The organism is Sinorhizobium meliloti (genome assembly GCF_017876815.1).
Classification (GTDB): domain Bacteria; phylum Pseudomonadota; class Alphaproteobacteria; order Rhizobiales; family Rhizobiaceae; genus Sinorhizobium; species Sinorhizobium meliloti.
This window is the reverse complement of sequence record NZ_JAGIOS010000001.1, coordinates 913,484-931,618: the sequence shown is the minus strand read 5'-3', so window position 1 is coordinate 931,618 and position 18,135 is coordinate 913,484. Positions and strand designations below refer to the sequence as shown.

At 64.8% G+C, this 18,135-nt stretch carries 13 protein-coding genes; 11 read left to right on the top strand and 2 right to left on the bottom strand.

Annotation, left to right across the window (positions count from 1 at the left end):
• The first annotated feature begins 103 nt into the window (after positions 1-103).
• Positions 104-415, top strand: coding sequence for an integration host factor subunit beta (locus JOH52_RS04450; protein WP_003527713.1), 312 nt, complete (start codon positions 104-106; stop codon positions 413-415).
• 180 nt (positions 416-595) lie between these two features.
• Complete coding sequence (locus JOH52_RS04445; protein WP_003527712.1) at positions 596-940, top strand: DUF1049 domain-containing protein; 345 nt, start codon at positions 596-598, stop codon at positions 938-940.
• Between the two features lie 27 nt (positions 941-967).
• Here the strand turns inward: JOH52_RS04445 and JOH52_RS04440 are convergent, their stop codons facing one another.
• On the bottom strand, positions 968-1,426 hold the full coding sequence (locus JOH52_RS04440) for an SRPBCC family protein (RefSeq protein WP_003527711.1): 459 nt from the start codon (positions 1,424-1,426) through the stop codon (positions 968-970).
• A gap of 172 nt (positions 1,427-1,598) precedes the next feature.
• Between JOH52_RS04440 and JOH52_RS04435 the strand changes: the two genes are divergently transcribed.
• From JOH52_RS04435 to olsB, 5 genes are all read left to right on the top strand, one after another.
• The gene (locus JOH52_RS04435; RefSeq protein ID WP_014528889.1) at positions 1,599-2,768 is read left to right on the top strand and encodes a class I SAM-dependent methyltransferase; all 1,170 of its coding nucleotides are present in this window, start codon (positions 1,599-1,601) and stop codon (positions 2,766-2,768) included.
• Positions 2,765-3,631 (top strand): TrmH family RNA methyltransferase, encoded by an 867-nt coding sequence (locus tag JOH52_RS04430; protein WP_003527709.1) that lies wholly within the window; start codon positions 2,765-2,767, stop codon positions 3,629-3,631. The genes JOH52_RS04435 and JOH52_RS04430 overlap by 4 nt, the downstream gene beginning before the upstream one ends.
• Positions 3,628-4,128 (top strand): signal peptidase II, encoded by a 501-nt coding sequence (gene lspA, locus JOH52_RS04425; RefSeq protein WP_010968544.1) that lies wholly within the window; start codon positions 3,628-3,630, stop codon positions 4,126-4,128. The genes JOH52_RS04430 and lspA overlap by 4 nt, the downstream gene beginning before the upstream one ends.
• Before the next feature lie 317 nt (positions 4,129-4,445).
• Positions 4,446-6,725, top strand: a complete 2,280-nt coding sequence (locus JOH52_RS04420; RefSeq protein WP_013843850.1) for an ATP-binding protein — start codon at positions 4,446-4,448, stop codon at positions 6,723-6,725.
• 117 nt (positions 6,726-6,842) lie between these two features.
• On the top strand, positions 6,843-7,733 hold the full coding sequence (gene olsB / locus JOH52_RS04415; RefSeq protein ID WP_010968546.1) for a l-ornithine N(alpha)-acyltransferase: 891 nt from the start codon (positions 6,843-6,845) through the stop codon (positions 7,731-7,733).
• A 278-nt stretch (positions 7,734-8,011) separates the two neighbouring features.
• Here olsB and JOH52_RS04410 read toward each other — a convergent pair whose 3' ends face one another.
• A complete protein-coding gene (locus tag JOH52_RS04410; protein ID WP_010968547.1) occupies positions 8,012-10,297 on the bottom strand; it encodes an NADP-dependent malic enzyme in 2,286 nt (761 codons plus the stop codon).
• A 102-nt stretch (positions 10,298-10,399) separates the two neighbouring features.
• Between JOH52_RS04410 and mutS the strand changes: the two genes are divergently transcribed.
• The 4 genes from mutS to JOH52_RS04390 all read left to right on the top strand — a co-directional run bounded on the left by mutS (position 10,400) and on the right by JOH52_RS04390 (position 18,091).
• On the top strand, positions 10,400-13,150 hold the full coding sequence (gene mutS / locus JOH52_RS04405) for a DNA mismatch repair protein MutS (RefSeq protein ID WP_010968548.1): 2,751 nt from the start codon (positions 10,400-10,402) through the stop codon (positions 13,148-13,150).
• A 101-nt stretch (positions 13,151-13,251) separates the two neighbouring features.
• Entirely contained in the window at positions 13,252-16,101 is a 2,850-nt protein-coding gene (locus tag JOH52_RS04400; RefSeq protein ID WP_003527696.1) for a [protein-PII] uridylyltransferase, read from the top strand.
• A complete protein-coding gene (gene murJ, locus JOH52_RS04395; RefSeq protein ID WP_013843851.1) occupies positions 16,098-17,705 on the top strand; it encodes a murein biosynthesis integral membrane protein MurJ in 1,608 nt (535 codons plus the stop codon). The genes JOH52_RS04400 and murJ overlap by 4 nt, the downstream gene beginning before the upstream one ends.
• Positions 17,702-18,091, top strand: coding sequence for a VOC family protein (locus JOH52_RS04390; RefSeq protein WP_010968550.1), 390 nt, complete (start codon positions 17,702-17,704; stop codon positions 18,089-18,091). The genes murJ and JOH52_RS04390 overlap by 4 nt, the downstream gene beginning before the upstream one ends.
• Positions 18,092-18,135: the final 44 nt, after the last annotated feature.

The window sequence follows — 18,135 nt, the reverse complement described above, 5'->3', positions numbered from 1 at the left end:
GGAAAGCACGTGTGCTAGCCGCGTCACGAGGCCGTAGCTCCAGGCGAGCCTTCCCGAATGCACAAACGCAGACAAAACAAGCAAAAAAACCGAGGGGGCGAACGTGATCAAGTCAGAGCTGGTGCAGATTGTGGCGGCGCGCAATCCGCATCTCTATCACCGCGATGTCGAGAATATCGTCAATGCGGTACTCGATGAGATCACGGACGCGCTTGCTGCCGGAAATCGGGTGGAGCTGCGCGGTTTCGGCGCATTCTCGGTCAAGAACCGGCCATCACGGTCAGGCCGCAACCCACGCACCGGCGATTCCGTCTTCGTCGAAGAAAAGTGGGTGCCCTTCTTCAAGACCGGCAAGGAACTGCGTGAGCGGCTCAATCCGGGCATGAACGACAACAATAACGGCGAAGACGACTGACGAACGAGGCGCACAGGAATCGGCGCCTCTCGCGCGGGCGCCGAGATCCGCGCGTCGTGCGGCTCTCCGCCTCGAAACAGGACGGCCCGCTTTATGTCATTATTCCTATGCATGTCGTTGTCGCGAAGCCGCCCCAGATTCCCGGGCGACATGCATTAACATTCTGGTCGGAGCGGGTGCATGCTCAAGAAACTCATCAATATCGTCGTCTTCGTGCCGCTCGGAGTCCTGCTGATCGTCCTGAGCGTAGCCAACCGGCAGACGGCAACCCTTGCGTTGAACCCGTTCAATCCCGCCGACAGTGTGCTTTCGATCTCGGCTCCGTTTTTCGTATTTCTCTTTCTCGCCGTCATTATCGGTCTCGTGCTCGGCGCCGCCGTGACCTGGTTCACCCAGGGGAAATATCGGCGTCGGGCGCGCAACGAGGCCAACGAGGCGCTGAAATGGCATCGCGAGGCAGAAAAGCAACGCGGCCAGGCGGAGAAACTGGCGACGCAAGCGAGCCTGCCTGCGCCGCAAGGCTGAGATCGCTGCTGAACGCGTTGCGAGACCTCAGCTCGCCGCCTCGGCCTCGCCGCTGACGGCCAGGTTGAAATCCGCGAAGAATTGCTGGGCGAGCTTGCGCGCCGTCGAATCGACGAGGCGCGAGCCGAGCTGGGCAAGCTTGCCGCCGATCTCCGCCTTGACGTCGTAGCGCAGCACGGTTTCCGCTCCCTCGTCCAGTAGCGTGACGTCGGCGCCGCCCTTGGCAAAGCCTGCTATTCCTCCCTTGCCCTCGCCGGATATGGTGTAGCTCGCGGGGGGATTGAGGTTCGACAGAACGACCGTGCCGTTGAAGGATGCGGAAACGGGGCCGATCTTGATCTTGACCACGGCCGCAAGCTCGGTCGGCGATATCAATTCAAGAGACTGGCAGCCGGGAATGCATCGCTTCAGAATGTCCGCATCGTTCAGGCCACGCCAAACCGCGTCGCGGTCAGCCGCGATACGTTCCTCTCCGCTCATATTCATGCCGGTCCTCCCGTCCACTCTTGCCAGCGATCTTCGCAATCGGAAACGGCTTTGCCAAGAGCACCGGCGATGCTATTTGCAGGCTGAACATGCTACGGACGTGGCGAAGGCGCGGGAAAACCGGTCGAGAGTGGCTGCGCCGAATGGTTGAACGAAGTCCAAGGATCAGCGCGTGAAGGAAAAAGACCGGCGATCGAAGAACGCATCGGTGACGGCGGCTAAAAGCCGGGGCGCCGAGGCGCGCGGCGGCCGCCACGAGCAAGGGCTGCCGCCGGCAAAGGGCGCCGGACCCGGGACGAAGACCGCGACGAAGACCGGGCCCAAGGCAGCGGCAGGAGGGCCGCCGCCGAAAGCGGCGCCGCGGAAGAGCGAGCGTCCGTCCGTCCAGGAGAGTGCTCCGACGCGGCGCATCGAGCCGAGAAGCGGCGAGAAGCCGGCCGAGAGGGTGCCGTTGATCCTCGAGACCGCCGCTACTGCCGGCTATCACCTGGTCGACAGCGGTGATGGGGAGAAGCTCGAACAATACGGTCCCTATCGCATCGTTCGCCCCGAGGCCCAGGCGCTTTGGCCGAAGGCCCTGCCGGCATCGATATGGGAGCGGGCCGATGCCGTCTTTACCGGCGATACCGAAGAGGACGGCATAGGCCGTTGGCGTTTCCCGGGCGAGGTGCTCGGCGAGACCTGGCCGATGCAGCTCCTCGATACGGATTTCCTTGGCCGGTTCACCTCCTTCCGCCATGTCGGCGTCTTTCCCGAACAGCTCGCCCACTGGTCGTGGATGCGCGACCAGGTGGCCGCAGCCGGACGGCCTCTGAAGGTTCTCAATCTCTTCGGCTATACCGGCGTTGCGTCGCTGATCGCCGCCAAGGCGGGCGCCGAGGTCACCCATGTCGATGCCTCGAAAAAGGCGATCGGCTGGGCGCGCGAGAACCAGGTCCTGGCGCGCGCCGAGAAATTGCCGATCCGCTGGATCTGCGACGACGCCATGAAGTTCATCCAACGCGAGGAGCGGCGCGGCAGCCGTTACGACATCATCCTCACCGACCCGCCGAAGTTCGGCCGCGGTCCGAACGGCGAAGTATGGCAATTGTTCGATCACCTGGCAGCGATGCTGGACATCTGCCGCGAGATCCTGTCGCCGGACGCCCGGGGCCTCGTGCTCACCGCCTATTCGATCCGGGCGAGCTTCTATTCGATCCACGAGCTCATGCGCGAGACGATGCGCGGGCGCGGCGGCCGGGTGGAATCGGGCGAGCTCATCATCCGCGAGGGCGGCCTCGACGGCACTGCACCGGGCCGCGCACTCTCCACCTCCCTTTTCAGCCGCTGGGTACCGAAATGATCAACGACAGAAGCGACCACGGCACGGGCACGGCACGCGTCGGGCAGGTGAAGGAGGTCACCAGCCTCACCAATCCGATCGTCAAGGATATCCGGGCGCTGACGCAGAAGAAGCATCGCGACGAGACGCGCTCCTTCATGGCCGAGGGGCTGAAGCTCGTCATCGACGCGCTCGATCTCGGCTGGAAGATCAAGACGCTCGTCTATGCCAAGGCGGCGAAGGGCAAGCCTCAGGTCGAGCAGGTGGCGGCGAAAACGGTCGCCAGAGGCGGGCTCGTCCTCGAAGTCAACGAGAAGGTGATCTCCACCATCACACGGCGCGACAATCCGCAGATGGTCGTCGGCATCTTCGAGCAGCGCTACTCTCCGCTCAGGGATATTCATCCGCAGGAGGGCGAGACCTATGTGGCGCTCGACCGCGTGCGCGACCCGGGCAATCTCGGCACCATCATCCGCACCGCCGACGCGGCCGGCGCTTCCGGGATCATCCTGGTCGGCGAAACCACCGATCCCTTTTCGCTCGAGACCGTGCGGGCAACCATGGGTTCCGTTTTCGCCATACCGATCGCGCGGGCGAATACGGAGGATTTCATCCGCTGGCAGAGAGCGGCCGGCGTTCAGGTGGTCGCGACCCACCTGGCGGGTTCTGTCGACTATCGCACGATCGACTACAAATCGAAGCCGGTCGTGCTTCTGATGGGCAATGAACAGGCGGGCCTGCCGGTGGAACTCGCGCGCGAGGCCGGCGCACTCGCCCGCATTCCGCAGGCGGGGCGTGCCGATTCGCTCAATCTCGCCATCGCGACCGGCATCATGCTGTTCGAGGCGCGGCGCCATCTCCTGTCTCTGGATGGCGGCCGATGAGGCAGGAGCAGACACTTTTCTCGCGGCCGCTCCCGATCGCGCTCTTCATTCTGATCGCGCTCGCCGCCGACCAGTTCATCAAATATCTGGTGGAGGCGTATCTGCCCTTCCAGCAGGGGGTGCCGGTCATGCCGATGCTCGCCCTCTACCGAACCTACAATTACGGCGTTGCCTTCTCGATGCTCTCGGGCATGGAGGGGTGGTTCATCGTCGGCATCCGGCTGGCGGTCGTCACCTTCGTGCTCTGGCTGTGGCGCCGCACGCCGAAGGACCGCTTCTTCGCCCATCTGGGCTATGCGATGATCATTGCCGGGGCGCTCGGCAATCTCGTCGACCGGCTGCTCTTCGGCTACGTCATCGACTATATCCTGTTCTACACGGCCACCTGGTCCTTTGCCGTCTTCAACCTGGCGGACAGTTTCATCACTGTCGGCGCCGGCGCGATCATTCTCGACGAACTGCTGCAGGCGAAAAAGGAGCGTTCGCTAAAACTTTAGGCGTCGGCTGAAGGCATTCGGAAGGCTTGCCGTGCTAGGACCTGTGGACACTTATGGATAGGGGTTTGATTTTGCACAAATCGGTCAATGCCAAGGATTTTTCCGCAGCAAAGGGTTGCCCCCTTTGCAAGGGAAAAGCCGCCGGCAGTGGGCGATTTGTGCAAAACCCTTCGGGCAGCCCATATTGCGGTGCCTTGTCGCGAAAAATCCGGCTTGCAGGCGGACGGCCTGCGGCGCCGGATTTTCCACGAAAGTCCCTCGCAATATGGGCCGTCAAACCCCTATCCATAAGTGTCCACAGGTCCTAGGCCGCGGGCATGAGCGAGCGGATGTTTCGAGAGCGTATGAGGGCTGGCGCGGGCACGGGGTCGGGGGCCGGCAGGACCGCATCAGCGGCGCCCGCGGTGAACCTCGGTGCCGCCGTCATCCGGCAGCGCCGGCCGTTGGGCGATCCTTCGGCAGGGGGCGCGCGCGTCGCCTATGCTCTCGCCGGCATCGTTGCGGCAATGCTGCTCCTTGCCGTCGGTGCGGGCGCGGGTCTGCACCTGCTGCCGGCGATCATCGCGGCTGGGGGCCTGGTCGGCGCCTTCCTGCTATTGTCCGGCCGCGACGAGGCGTCGGGGAAGCGGGTTGCCGGCGCCGGCGAGACTGCGCAGGACCCCGCACGGCATGGCATTGAAACCGCGGCGCTCCTTGCGACGATCCATGACGCCATGGGCGATCTCGCCATCGTCCGCGACCTTGACGGCAAGATCATGCAGGCCAATGGCGCCTTCCATGAGCTTTGCGGATGCGCGGACGCGCGGGGGCTGACCTGCGCGGAGCTGGGATTGCGCTTCGAGCCGAAGACGGGCCCAGACCGCTACTTTGTCCATATCTATACGCCCTCGGGCACGCGGCTCTACGATTGGCACGACGTGCTTGTCCGCGACCCGGCGCGCGGCCGACCGATGCGCCACAGCATCGCTCGCGATGTTACGGAGGAAATGCTGGCGGCAAGCCAGAGGGAGGAGGCGCGGCGGCGCGCCGAGGAGGCGAGCCGGGCGAAGTCCCGTCTGCTCGCCACCGTCAGTCACGAAATCCGTACCCCGCTTTCCGGCATCCTCGGCATGAGCCGGCTCCTTGCCGAGACGCGGTTGTCGGAAGAGCAGAAGAACTATCTCGCCGGCATGCAGCAGTCCGGCCACACCCTGGTTCAATTGGTCGAGGATCTGATCGATTTTTCGTCGCTTGCCGTCGGACGGTTCCAGCTGCGCCCGTCGCAGGAGGATCTGCGCCAGACAGTCGAGAACGTGGTCGAGATGCTGTCGCCCCGCGCACACGAGAAGAACATCGAGATCGGTGCGACGGTCGCCATCGAGGTACCCGAGCGGATGCTTTTCGACGCGGCGCGCCTGCGCCAGGTGCTGTTCAACGTGGTCGGCAACGCGGTGAAATTCACGGAGAAGGGCGGCGTCTTCGTCTCCGTCGATATCGAGAACGGCTCCGTGCGCATCCGGATCGACGATAGCGGTCCCGGCATGTCCGCCGATGAGCTCGCGCGCGTTTTCGAAGAGTTCGAGCAGGCAGGCGACGACGCCCAGCGTGCCAAAGGCACCGGCCTCGGCCTCGCGATATCCCGGCGGATCATGGAGGCCTTCGGCGGCAGCCTGACCGCCACGAGCATGTCCGGCAAGGGAAGCCGGTTCGAGATCCGGTTCCCGATGGCTGGCGCCGGTCTCTCGGGCGTTCCCGTTCGGCGCGGCATTCTGGCGGGCGCACAGGTGCTTGTCATGGCGCCCGAGGGGCCCTCCTCGGCCGCGCTTGCCGCCACGATCGAGACGCTGGGCGGTACGTGCCATCGGGCTTCGACACTTGCCGTCGCGGGACGGGTCGTCGCCGGCGCGCTCGGCAATCGGCTGCCGCTGACGGATGTCATCGTCGATCACCGCCATGCGGCGCAGTTTCGCGAGCTTCTTGCTCTCGAGCCGGCGATCGCCGGCCTGCGTTTGCGCAGAACCTATCTCATCAGCCCCGAGGAGCGCACAAGCCATCCGGTGAGCCGGCTCGGCGGCTATGAGGCCTGGCTGATCCGCCCTCTTCGCGAGAGATCGCTGGTCGAGGTGCTGCTCGGGCGGCTCAGAGGAATGGAGAAACGCGACGCGATCAACGACAACAGACCGGTGCTGCGGGAAGAGCCGACAGCGACGGTGATGACGTCGGATGTTCGCGGCATCCTGCTTGCCGAGGACGACCCTGTGAATGCACTCGTCCTGCGGTCGCTTCTCAGCCGTGCCGGGCGTGCCGTCGATCATGTCGGTGACTTCAAGGCGCTCGAAGCCGCACTCCGCTCGGCCGGTTCCGCCCCGCCGCCGCTGATCGTCACCGACCTCAACATGCCGGGCGGCGATGGTCTCGACGTGCTCCGGCGTCTACGTGAAGCGGAGGCGGCCGGAGGCAGGCGGCGGGTGCCGGTGCTCGTCCTGACCGCGGATGCGCGCGGCGATCTCGATGAGCGCCTTCGAGCCGCGGGAGCGGACGCCGTGCTGGCGAAGCCCGCCGACCCGCAGCGGCTCCTTGCCGAAGTCACCCGCCTCATGGACCCCGTTGCAAAATAGAATCCCAGCTTCGGGGCACCGGGCCGGGGTCGGGGTTGTATACTGCCCTGGTGTCACTATGTTGTTGCAGAAACGTGGTCTAAGCCCGGCAGCAATGACGGTTCGGGATGACACGATATGACGATCGAACTTCTGGATTCGATGGGCGTGGTTGACACCTCCAATGCTTACATCCGCAAGGCAGTTGCGGCTCCGGCGAGCGATGTTCTCGGACGGATCGCCAATCTCGAGACCCGCCTTGCCCGATCGGCAGCCGAAATCGATGCCGCGCAGGCGGTGCGCTACAGGGTGTTCGTCGAGGAGATGAAGGCGCAGGTGGCCCCCGAGGCCGGCCGACGCAAGCGCGACATCGACAGCTGGGATGCGATCTGCGACCACCTGCTGGTGCTCGATACCTCGATCGAGGGCGATGCGGAGGAGCAGATCGTCGGAACCTACCGCCTGCTGCGCCAGGACGTTGCCGAGCGGACCGGCGGCTTCTACTCGGCTTCGGAGTTTGCAATAGGCGAACTTCTCTCGCGTCATCCCGGCAAGCGCTTCATGGAACTCGGACGTTCCTGCGTGCTGCCGGAATATCGCACCAAGCGCACGGTGGAGCTGCTGTGGCAGGGCAATTGGGCCTATGCGCTGAAGCACGGGATCGATGCGATGTTCGGCTGCGGTTCGTTTCCGGGCGTGGTTCCCGAAGAGCACGCGCTCGCGCTCTCCTTCCTGCATCATAACGTCCGGGTCCGGGACGAGTGGGCGGTTTCCGCCCGGCCGGAGCTTTACCGGACGATGGACCTGATGCCTCCGGAGGCGATCAACCCGAAGAAGGCGCTCGCGGCGCTGCCGCCGCTGATCAAGGGCTATATGCGGCTCGGTGCAATGGTCGGCGACGGGGCTGTGGTCGATCAAGCGTTCCGCACCACCGACGTGCTGATCGTCCTGCCGATCGGCAAAATTTCCGGCCGTTATCTGAATTATTACGGCGCCGATGCGGGGCGCTTTTCCTCGCCGGTATCCTGATTGTCTATCGCTGCACCTCGAATTTTCATGACGGAAGCATATTGAACCATAAAGGAGAACATTCGCCGCTCTGCCTGCGAGGGTAGGCTCCGCGAGCAAATCTCGAATTTTCATCACGAACGAAATTGGTCAGCCATGATAGATTGAGCCCGCCTCCGTTCCGGGAAGCGGGCTCTTGTTTTCTGAGCGCTCGCGCGATCTTGAGGCTTGCTTCAACCGTCTGGCGACGCGGCAACAGACGAGGTGCCGGCAGTTTTCCGGCTTTCGGCCGACCCGCGTCACGTCCCCGCGTTATAGGCCGCGATAGCGGCCAGGTTGACGAGGTCCGAGTCCTTTGCCGACATCGAGGCGATCTGGACCGACTTGTCGAGACCGACCAGCAGCGGGCCGATCACGGTCGAGCCGCCCAGTTCCTGGAGCATCTTCGTCGAGATCGAGGCCGAGTGGAACGCGGGCATGACGAGCACGTTCGCGGTGCCGGAAAGCCTGCAGAACGGATATTGCTCCATCACCCGGGCATTGAGTGCCACGTCGGCGGCCATTTCGCCGTCATACTCGAAATCCACACGGCGCCGGTCGAGGATCTTTACCGCCTCGCGTACCCGCTCCGAGCGTTCGCCGGAAGGGTGGCCGAAGGTCGAATAGGCGAGCATCGCCACCCGCGGCACGTAGCCCAGCCGCTTGGCGAGGCCGGCCGCTTCCTCGGCGATATCCGCCAGCTCCTCGGAGGTCGGCATGTCGTGCACAGCGGTATCGGCGACGAGCACCGTACGGCCGCGGCAGAGCGCAATGGACACGCCGATCACCCGGTGGCCGGGCTTTGGATCGATGCAGCGGCGCACGTCTTCGAGCGCGGTCGAATAGTTGCGCGTAAGGCCCGTAACCATGCCGTCGGCATCGCCGAGCGCCACCATCGAGGCGGCGAAATGGTTGCGGTCGGTATTGATCAGACGCTGAACGTCGCGGAAGAGATAGCCCTTTCGCTGCAGGCGCGAATAGAGGAAATCGGTATAGGCGCCGACGCGCTTCGACAGGCGCGCATTGACGATCTGGATGCCGGCGCGGTCGAGGTCGATGCCTTCGCGCTCGGCGGTTTCGCGCATCACTTCCTCGCGCCCGAGCAGGAGCGCCGTGCCGAGCTGCTGGTTGGCATAGGCGATCGCCGAGCGCATCATCTGCACTTCCTCGCCTTCCGCGAAGACGATCCGCTTCGGCTGGCGGCGAACGCGCTCGACGATGCGCTGCAGCGTCGAGGCGATCGGGTCGCGCCGCGCCGAAAGCTGCTGCCCATAGGCCTTGAGGTCCTCGATCGGCTTGCGGGCGACGCCGGTCTCCATAGCTGCCTTTGCGACGGCCATCGGGATCGCCGAGATGAGGCGCGGATCGAAGGGGACGGGAATGATATATTGCGGCCCGAAGCGCGGCCGGTTGCCCTGATAGGCAGCGGCGACGTCGTCCGGAACGTCTTCCTTGGCGAGATTGGCGAGCGCTTCCGCCGCGGCGATCTTCATCGCGTCGTTGATGGTCGAGGCGCGCACGTCGAGCGCGCCGCGGAAGATATAGGGAAAGCCGAGAACGTTGTTGACCTGGTTCGGATAGTCCGAGCGGCCGGTCGCGACGATCGCGTCGTCGCGGATCAGGGCCACTTCTTCGGGCGTGATTTCCGGATCGGGATTGGCCATGGCGAAGATGATCGGCCGTGCGCCCATGGAGCGGACCATGTCCGCGGAAAGCGCGCCCTTGGCCGAAAGGCCGAAGAACACGTCGGCGCCGTCAAGAGCCTCGGCGAGCGTCCTGCGGTCGGTCTCGACCGCATGCGCCGACTTCCACTGGTTCATGCCGTCGGTACGGCCCTTGTAGATGACCCCCTTGGTATCGCAGAGGATGATGTTTTCCGGGTTGAAGCCCATCGCCTTGATGAGCTCGATGCAGGCGATCGCCGCCGCGCCCGCGCCGTTGCAGACGAGCTTGGCCGTCTTGAAGTCGCGGCCGGTCAGGGTCAGCGCGTTGACGAGGCCTGCCGCGGCGATGATCGCGGTGCCGTGCTGGTCGTCATGGAAGACGGGAATGTCCATGACTTCGCGCAGCCGCTGCTCGATGATGAAGCAGTCCGGGGCCTTGATGTCCTCGAGATTGATTCCGCCGAAGGAAGGGCCGAGAAAGCGGACGCAGTTGACGAATTCGTCGACGTTTTCGGTATCCACCTCGAGGTCGATCGAATCGACGTCGGCGAAGCGCTTGAAGAGGACGGCCTTGCCCTCCATGACGGGCTTCGAGGCGAGTGCGCCTAGATTGCCGAGGCCGAGGATTGCCGTACCGTTGGAAATCACCGCAACCATGTTGCCGCGCGCCGTGTAGTCGTACGCCGTTGCCGGATCGTCGGCGATCGCCTTCACCGGAACGGCGACGCCGGGCGAATAGGCGAGCGAAAGGTCGCGCTGCGTCGCCATCGGCTTGGTCGGCGAGATTTCCAGTTTTCCGGGGCGACCTTGAGAATGAAAATCGAGCGCTTCCTGCGCCGTGACGCTGGTCATTGCGCGGTCGGTCTTGTCGATACCCGGCATGTTTCCTCAACCTCCTGTGGGCGACCCTCCTGGTCAGCCTCTTTGTTGTTGTCGTCTATAAATGCTTGCGGATAGTGTGACATCTCTTTTTTTGGAACAATCATGAATTTCCTGATGGATGCATCGAACCGCTCGGGCGACGTCCTTTCCGTGTCCGATCTCGCAAGCGAGGAGAGCCGCTCCACTGCCACGCCGATGATGGAGCAGTTCATCGAGATCAAGGCGAACAATCCGGATTCGCTCCTGTTCTACCGCATGGGCGATTTCTACGAGCTGTTCTTCCAGGATGCGGTCGAGGCCTCGCGCGCGCTCGGTATCACGCTGACGAAACGCGGCCAGCACATGGGACAGGAGATTCCGATGTGCGGCGTGCCGGTGCATGCGGCCGACGATTACCTGCAGAAGCTGATCGCATCCGGCTACCGTGTCGCCGTCTGCGAACAGGTGGAGGACCCGGCCGAAGCGAAGAAGCGCGGCAGCAAATCGGTCGTGCGCCGCGATGTCGTGCGCCTGGTGACGCCGGGGACGATCACCGAGGACAAGCTGCTCTCGCCTTCGGAATCGAACTATCTGATGGCGCTGGCGCGCATCAGGAGCGGCTCGGAGCCGGCCTATGCTCTTGCCTGGATCGACATTTCGACGGGCATCTTCCGCCTCGCCGAGACGGCGGAGAGCCGCCTGCTTGCCGACATATTGCGGATCGAACCGCGCGAGCTGATCCTGCCCGACACCGTCTTTCACGATCCGGATCTCAGGCCCGTCTTCGACGTGCTCGGGCGCGTCGCGGTGCCGCAGCCGGCCGTCCTCTTCGACAGCGCGACGGCGGAGGGCCGCATTTCACGCTACTACGGCGTGGGCACGCTCGATGGGTTCGGCAGCTTCTCGCGCGCGGAGCTCGCGGCCGCTTCGGCGGCGGTCTCCTATGTCGAGAAGACCCAGCTCCAGGAGCGCCCGGCGCTCGGCATTCCGGAAAGGGAAAGCGCCGCCTCGACACTCTTCATCGATCCGGCGACCCGCGCCAATCTGGAACTCGCCAAGACGCTTTCCGGCTCCCGCGACGGCAGCCTGCTCAAGTCGCTCGATCGCACGATGACGAGCGGGGGCGCCAGGCTGCTCGCCGAAAGGCTGATGTCGCCCCTGACCGACCCGGAGCGGATCAACCAGCGGCTCGATTCGATCGAGGTGCTGGCCGATCAGCCGCGCTTTACGACGGATGTTCGCGACGCGCTTCGCAGGGCGCCGGACATGCCGCGGGCCCTGTCGCGGCTCGCGCTCGGCCGCGGCGGCCCTCGCGATCTCGGTGCCATCCAGGCGGGCATGCGGGCCGCGGCGGCGATATCGGCGCTCCTCTCGGGCGCCGAGCTCTCGGCGGAACTGACCGAAGCGCGCGACGCGATCGCGGCCTTGCCGGGGGAATTGCTCGCGCGCCTCGACGCGACCCTTGCCGAGGAACTGCCGCTTCTGAAGCGCGACGGCGGCTTCGTCCGCGAGGGCGCGAGCGCCGAGCTCGACGAGATGCGGGCGCTGCGCGATCAGTCGCGCCGCGTGATCGCGGGGCTGCAGCTGCAATATTGCGAAGAGACGGGCATCAAGTCGCTGAAGATCAAGCACAACAACGTGCTCGGCTACTTCATCGAGGTGACCGCCGGCAATGCCGGATCGATGACCGACACCGACGCCGGCCGCGCCCGCTTCATTCATCGCCAGACCATGGCGAATGCCATGCGCTTCACCACGACCGAGCTTGCCGAGCTCGAAACGAAGATCGCCAATGCCGCGGACCGGGCGCTGGCGATCGAGCTCGAGACCTTCGAGGCCATGGTGCGCGAGGTGGTCGCCGAGGCCGAGGCGATCAAGGCGGCAGCGCTGGCGCTCGCGACGATCGACGTCTCGGCCGGGCTCGCAGTGCTTGCGGAGGAGCAGAATTATACGCGCCCTACGGTCGACCGCTCGCGAATGTTCGCGATCGACGGAGGACGCCACCCCGTCGTGGAGCAGGCCCTGCGGCGCCAGGCTGCCAATCCCTTCGTCGCCAACGGCTGCGATCTTTCTCCGCCGAACGGCGAGCAGGGCGGCGCGATCTGGCTCCTCACCGGGCCCAACATGGGCGGCAAGTCGACCTTCCTGCGCCAGAACGCGCTGATCGCGATCATGGCCCAGACGGGATCCTTCGTGCCCGCGGCCGCCGCGCATATCGGCGTGGTCGACCGGCTCTTCTCGCGCGTCGGCGCTTCGGACGATCTCGCCCGCGGGCGGTCGACCTTCATGGTCGAGATGGTCGAGACGGCGGCGATCCTCAATCAGGCGACGGACCGCTCGCTGGTGATCCTCGACGAGATCGGCCGCGGCACCGCGACCTTCGACGGCCTGTCGATCGCCTGGGCGGCGGTCGAGCATCTGCACGAGGTCAATCGCTGCCGCGGGCTCTTCGCGACCCATTTCCACGAGCTGACGGTTCTCTCCGAAAAGCTCGTGCGGCTGTCGAACGCGACCATGCGCGTCAAGGAGTGGGACGGCGACGTCATCTTCCTGCACGAGGTAGGCCCGGGCGCCGCCGACCGTTCCTACGGCATCCAGGTCGCCCGCCTTGCGGGCTTGCCGGCGTCGGTCGTCGCCCGCGCGAGGGATGTGCTTGCCAAGCTCGAGGATGCCGACCGCAAGAATCCGGCGAGCCAGCTGATCGACGACCTGCCGCTGTTCCAGGTTGCCGTCCGGCGAGAGGAGGCGGCGAGGGCATCGTCGGGTCCTTCGAAGGTCGAGGAGGCCCTGAAGGCGCTCAACCCGGACGACATGACGCCGCGAGAGGCGCTCGACGCGCTTTACGCGCTCAAGAAGGAGCTTTCCAACCGCTGATTTCGCCCGGCTATTTCCCCTGTCATTCGGCCGGCAAAAGGGCTATACAGCGGCGCTTGCAACGAATGATCTAAGTCGGACAGGACGCCCCTCGGCACTTCATGGCCAGACACGAAACCTCCTTTCCCGAAATCCTGGACGTGGCGGCGCTTCGGGCCAGGTGCGACTTCATCGCCTCCGCTCATGCCGAACAGCGCGAACCGATGCGCCGGGCCTTGCTTGCGGCCTTCAAGGAGGCAAATGTCGCGGGCCGCGCCAAGGCGCGCGAGTTGCTCGCCGCAGACGGCGCAGGAATAAAATGCGCAGAGCGCATCTCCTGGCTTCAGGACCAGCTGATTACCCTTTTGCACGACTTCGTGCTGAACCAGGTGTTCGACGCCGCGAAGGCCCCCGAGGCTTCGCGCATCGCGGTCACCGCCGTCGGCGGCTACGGCCGCGGAACGCTCGCGCCCGGCTCGGACATCGACCTCCTCTTCCTCCTGCCCGCCAAGAAAGCGGTCTGGGCGGAGCCGGCGATCGAATTCATGCTCTATATCCTGTGGGACCTCGGCTTCAAGGTCGGTCACGCAACGCGAACGATCGAGGAATGCATCCGCCTGTCGCGTGCGGACATGACCATCCGCACCGCGATCCTCGAATGCCGCTATGTCTGCGGGTCCGCGGCTCTGGCGAACGAACTCGAAACGCGCTTCGACCATGAGATCGTCCGCAATACCGGTCCGGAATTCATTGCCGCCAAGCTCGCCGAGCGGGACGAGCGTCATCGCAAGGCGGGCGACACGCGCTACCTCGTCGAGCCGAACGTCAAGGAAGGCAAGGGCGGCTTGCGCGACCTGCACACGCTCTTCTGGATTTCGAAGTATTTCTACCGGGTCAAGGACTCTGCGGATCTGGTCAAGCTCGGCGTGCTTTCGAAGCAGGAATACAAGCTCTTTCAGAAGGCCGAGGATTTTCTCTGGGCGGTGCGCTGCCACATGCATTTCCTGACCGGCAAGGCGGAGGAGCGCCTCTCATTCGACATCCAGCGCGAGATCGCCGAGGCGCTCGGCTATCACGACCACCCCGGGCTCTCGGCGGTGGAACGCTTCATGAAGCACTACTTCCTGGTGGCCAAGGACGTCGGCGACCTGACCCGGATCTTCTGCTCGGCGCTGGAGGACCAGCAGGCCAAGGACACGCCCGGGATCACGGGCGTCATAAGCCGCTTCCGCAATCGCGTCCGCAAGATCGCGGGCACGCTCGATTTCGTCGATGACGGCGGGCGCATCGCACTTGCGGGTACCGATGTGTTCAAGCGCGACCCGGTAAACCTCATGCGCCTGTTCCACATCGCCGACATCAACGGGCTCGAATTCCACCCGGCGGCGCTGAAGCAGGTGACCCGTTCCCTGGGCCTGATCACGCCGCACTTGCGTGAAAACGAAGAGGCCAACCGGCTTTTCCTGTCTATACTCACCTCGCGGCGCAATCCGGAACTGATCCTTCGCCGGATGAACGAAGCGGGGGTGCTCGGCCGCTTCATCCCGGAATTCGGGAAGATCGTCTCGATGATGCAGTTCAACATGTACCACCACTATACGGTGGACGAGCATCTCCTGCGCTCGGTCGACGTCCTCTCCCGCATCGAGCGGGGGCTGGAGGAGGAGGCGCATCCCCTGACGGCGATGCTGATGCCTGGCATCGAGGACCGCGAAGCCCTCTACGTCGCCGTTCTGCTGCACGACATCGCCAAGGGGCGCCCCGAAGATCATTCGGTGGCCGGCGCCAAGGTCGCGCGAAAGCTTTGCCCGCGCTTCAGGCTGACCCCGAAACAGACCGAAATGGTCGTCTGGCTGGTCGAGGAACATCTGACCATGTCGATGGTCGCGCAGACCCGCGACCTTAACGACCGCAAGACCATCGTCGATTTCGCCGAACGGGTCCAATCCCTCGAACGGCTGAAGATGCTGCTCATCCTCACCGTCTGCGACATCCGCGCCGTCGGGCCCGGCGTCTGGAACGGCTGGAAGGGCCAGCTCCTGCGCACGCTCTACTACGAGACCGAGCTTCTGCTCTCGGGAGGTTTTTCGGAACTGTCGCGCAAGGAGCGGGCGAAGCACGCCGCCCACATGCTGGAGGAGGCGCTCGCCGACTGGCCCAAGAAGGAGCGCCAGGCCTATGTGCGGCTGCATTACCAGCCCTATCTCCTGACCGTGGCGCTCGAGGAGCAGGTGCGCCATGCAGGCTTCATCCGCGAAGCCGACCGCGCGGGCAGGACGCTCGCGACCATGGTTCGCACCCATGATTTCCACGCCATCACCGAAATCACGGTGCTGTCGCCGGACCATCCGCGCCTGCTGACCGTCATCGCCGGCGCTTGCGCCGCAGCGGGTGCCAACATCGTCGGCGCGCAGATCCACACGACGTCGGACGGCCGGGCGCTCGATACCATTCTCGTCAACCGCGAATTCTCGGTCGCCGAGGACGAAACACGCCGGGCAGCGAGTATCGGCAAGCTGATCGAGGACGTGCTCTCCGGCCGCAAGAGGCTGCCCGAGGTGATCGCCAGCCGGACGCGTGTGAAGAAGCGCAGCAGGGCCTTCACCGTGACGCCGGAGGTGACAATCAGCAATACGCTGTCGAACAAGTTCACCGTCATCGAGGTTGAGGGCCTCGACAGGACCGGTCTGCTTTCCGAAGTGACCGCCGTGCTGTCAGACCTGTCGCTCGACATCGCGTCGGCCCACATCACAACCTTCGGCGAAAAGGTGATCGACACCTTCTACGTCACCGACCTGGTCGGCTCGAAGATCACCAGCGAGAACCGGCAGATGAACATCGCAGCGCGCCTCAAGGCGGTGCTGGCGGGCGAGGTGGACGAAGCGCGCGAGCGCATGCCCTCCGGCATCATTGCGCCGACCCCTGTGTCCCGTGTACCCCACGGTTCCAAAACGACAAAAGCCGAAACATGAGTCTGGTCAAGAAATTCGCTACCGTCGGCGGCGCAACGCTCGGAAGCCGGCTCTTCGGCTTCATCCGGGAAACCTTCATGGCGGCCGCACTCGGCACCGGCCCGGTCGCCGATGCCTTCAACACCGCCTTCCGGCTGCCGAACACCTTCCGCAGGCTTTTTGCCGAAGGGGCGTTCAATTCGGCCTTCGTGCCGCTTTTCGCCAAGGAGATCGAGGCGCACGGCATGGACGGCGCCCGGCGCTTTTCCGAGGAGGTCTTCGGCGTCCTCTTCACCGTTCTTCTTCTGCTGACGATCGCCATGGAACTGTCGATGCCTTTCATCGTCGGGCAATTGATCGCTCCCGGATTTGCCGACGACCCCGCGAAATTCACAAGCACCGTCACCTTCGCGACGATCATGTTTCCCTATCTCGCCTGCATGTCGCTGGCGGCGATGATGGCGGGCATGCTCAATTCGCTGCACCGCTATTTCGCCGCAGCCATCGCGCCGGTCTTCCTGAACTTCATCCTGATCGCCGTGCTGGCCTACGCCTGGTACAGCGGCCAGGATGCGGTCGCGGTGGGCTACGACCTCTCCTGGGGGGTGCTGGCCGCGGGCCTCGTGCAACTGGCGATCGTCTGGGTCGCGGTGCGCAATGCCGGGATCCGGATCGGCTTTCGCCGGCCCCGGCTGACGCCGAACGTCAAGCGCCTGCTGGTGCTGGCACTTCCCGCGGCGATCACCGGCGGCATCACCCAGATCAACCTCCTGATCAACACCAATATCGCTTCTGCAAAGGAAGGCGCCGTCTCGTCGCTCGTCTATGCCGACCGCATCTATCAGCTGCCGCTCGGCGTCGTCGGCATTGCCGTTGCGACCGTGCTCCTGCCCGAGCTTGCACGCGCTCTGCGCGGCGGCAACCTCAACGAGGCTGCGAACCTGCAGAACCGTTCCGTCGAATTCACGCTGTTCCTCACGCTCCCCGCCGCCGCGGCGCTGCTCGTCATGTCGGAGCCGATCGTCCGGCTCCTCTTCGAGCGCGGCCAGTTCTCGCCGGAATCCACCGTCGTCGTCGGGCATATCCTGGCGATCTACGGCCTCGGCCTGCCGGCTTTCGTGCTGATCAAGGCTTTCATTCCCGGTTTCTTCGCCCGCGAGGACACCCGCACGCCGATGATCTTCGCCGGGATTTCCGTGGCAGTGAACGTCTCCCTGGCGCTGACGCTTTTTCCGTCGCTTGCCGCAAGCGGCATCGCGACGGCCGAAATCGTCGCCGGCTGGGTGAACGCCTTGCTTCTTTTCGCGACGCTCGTCTGGCGTGGGCACTGGGGGCGCGATATTCCCCTGCTGACGAGGATTCCCCGGCTGGTGATCGCCGCTGCGATCATGGCGGCCGCCTTATACGTTGCCGTGGATTGGCTCGCCTTCCCGCTATCTTCCGCCGCACCGCTTGCGACCCGCGCCCTTACCCTCTGCGGCCTGATCGCCGCCGCGATGGCGATCTATTTCGCGGTCGCGTTCGGGATCGGCGGCGCGAGCCTCTCGATGATCCGCCGCAGCGTCAAACGGGGGGCATCGGCCTCGTCCGTCGAGCGGGCGAGCGAAGGGGCGGATCGGCAATGAGACAGTCGGTTGCCCGTGTCGCCATCGTCGTGCCCGGCTACGACGAGGGCATCGCCTTTTACTGCGGCAAGCTCGGCTTCGACCTCCTCGATGACAGCGACCTCGGCGGCGGCAAGCGCTGGGTCGTCGTGCGGCCGAAAGGTGCGGCGGAGACCGCTCTCCTGCTCGCCCGGGCCGAGGGCGAAAGGCAGCGCGCCGCAATCGGCAATCAGGCCGGCGGGCGGGTCGGCTTCTTTCTCTTTACCGACGACTTCGGCCGCGATCACGCCGCCATGCTTTCCGCAGGCGTCACGTTCCTCGAGGCGCCCCGCCATGAGGTCTACGGAACCGTTGCCGTCTTCGTCGATCCCTTCGGCAATAGGTGGGATCTCCTCCAGCCCGCGTGACCATGCCTCTTGATTGCGCCCGGCCCGCCGTGCATAAGCGCGGC

Bases quoted from the DNA above. Each gene is read 5' to 3' on its own strand.
- JOH52_RS04400 (WP_003527696.1), top strand. From the start codon at position 13,252: ATGGCCAGACACGAAACCTCCTTTCCCGAAATCCTGGACGTGGCGGCG.
- JOH52_RS04430 (WP_003527709.1), top strand. From the start codon at position 2,765: ATGATCAACGACAGAAGCGACCACGGCACGGGCACGGCACGCGTCGGG.
- JOH52_RS04410 (WP_010968547.1), bottom strand. From the start codon at position 10,297: ATGCCGGGTATCGACAAGACCGACCGCGCAATGACCAGCGTCACGGCG.
- JOH52_RS04440 (WP_003527711.1), bottom strand. From the start codon at position 1,426: ATGAATATGAGCGGAGAGGAACGTATCGCGGCTGACCGCGACGCGGTT.
- lspA (WP_010968544.1), top strand. From the start codon at position 3,628: ATGAGGCAGGAGCAGACACTTTTCTCGCGGCCGCTCCCGATCGCGCTC.
- JOH52_RS04420 (WP_013843850.1), top strand. From the start codon at position 4,446: ATGAGCGAGCGGATGTTTCGAGAGCGTATGAGGGCTGGCGCGGGCACG.
- mutS (WP_010968548.1), top strand. From the start codon at position 10,400: ATGAATTTCCTGATGGATGCATCGAACCGCTCGGGCGACGTCCTTTCC.
- olsB (WP_010968546.1), top strand. From the start codon at position 6,843: ATGACGATCGAACTTCTGGATTCGATGGGCGTGGTTGACACCTCCAAT.
- JOH52_RS04445 (WP_003527712.1), top strand. From the start codon at position 596: ATGCTCAAGAAACTCATCAATATCGTCGTCTTCGTGCCGCTCGGAGTC.
- murJ (WP_013843851.1), top strand. From the start codon at position 16,098: ATGAGTCTGGTCAAGAAATTCGCTACCGTCGGCGGCGCAACGCTCGGA.
- JOH52_RS04390 (WP_010968550.1), top strand. From the start codon at position 17,702: ATGAGACAGTCGGTTGCCCGTGTCGCCATCGTCGTGCCCGGCTACGAC.